The organism is Plantactinospora sp. B6F1 (assembly GCF_040120695.1).
Taxonomy (GTDB): Bacteria; Actinomycetota; Actinomycetes; order Mycobacteriales; family Micromonosporaceae; genus Plantactinospora.
The window spans coordinates 1-1,144 of the sequence record NZ_JBEEAC010000096.1 but is presented as its reverse complement, the minus strand read 5'-3'; the positions used below and the strand labels follow the sequence as shown (position 1 = coordinate 1,144).

Here is a 1,144-nt window from a genome sequence, read left to right as displayed (position 1 = left end):
GAGATCCTCATCGGTGAGGTCGACGACCGGACGTACGCGGAGGCGCAGCTCTACGACGAGATCCGGGACGACCTGGTCGGCGCCGGCCAGGCGTGGCTGCGTCCCGACGAGCCGCACCGTACCGAGATCGGGAACGAGATCGCGGTGGCTCGCGCGCTGTCGGACCTGGGACACCGACTGCTGGTCACCGCCTCCGGTGACCTGGAGGAGACCATCCACCGACCCGTCAGCCTGGATCACTGATCATGGCCGCCAGTGCCCGGCCGATTCCCCGGCTGTCGCCGCACACCGTGGCGAACTGTCTGCGCGCCGCCGTCGCCGCACCGTCGGTACACAACACCCAACCCTGGCTCTTCCGGGTCCGGGGACGGCAGGTCGAGGTGTGGGTGGACCGGGATCGCCAGCTCGGCACAGTGGACCCGTCCGGCCGACAGATGTTCATCAGCGTCGGGGCCGCGATCCTCAATCTCAGGATCGCGATGTGCGTCAACGGCCGGATGCCGGTCCTGCGCCTGCTGCCGGACGCGACGCGCCCGGAACTCGCCGCCGTGGTCCAGGCCGGCCCCGTCACGGCACCGGGTCCGGTGGCCACGGTGCTGGCGGCGGCGATCGCCCGCCGGCACACCAACCGGCGCCCGTACCGCGCCGAGGCGGTCCCGTGGCCGGTGCTGGACGCACTCTCCGGCGCCGCGGCGGCGGAGGGCGCCCGGCTGACCGTCGCCGAACCCATCCCGCGTGACGCGATCCTCGCGCTGACCCGGAACGCTGACGAGATCCTCCGACGGAACGCCGGGTACCTCGCCGAGCTCGCCGCCTGGACCGGAGGCGGTCCCGGTCGTCAGGACGGAATCCCGGCGTACGCGTATCCGCCGGACGATGCCGCCGGCCGCCTGCCGCTGCGCTGTTTCGGCCCGGCCCGGGAGGCCGCCACGTTCGAGCGTCGCCCCACGATCATCCGGCTGACCACCCGGGGCGACGCCCCGTACGACTGGCTGCGGGCCGGGCAGGCGCTGCAGCGGGTACTGCTGACCGCGACCGTGCGGCGGTTGGCCGCGTCCCCGGTCAACCAGGCGCTGGAGGTGCCCGAGCTGCGCGCACTCGTCGGTGGTGGTCACGGGCACACCCAGATGATCCTGCGCATCGG

General features: G+C 73.2%; 2 protein-coding genes. Both read left to right on the top strand.

Annotation, left to right across the window (positions count from 1 at the left end):
• A partial coding sequence (locus ABNF97_RS33945) for a dsRBD fold-containing protein (protein ID WP_349341070.1) occupies positions 1 to 243 on the top strand: 243 nt, incomplete at its 5' end.
• A 2-nt stretch (positions 244 to 245) separates the two neighbouring features.
• On the top strand, positions 246 to 1,144 hold an 899-nt coding region (locus tag ABNF97_RS33940), incomplete at its 3' end, for an Acg family FMN-binding oxidoreductase (protein WP_349341069.1).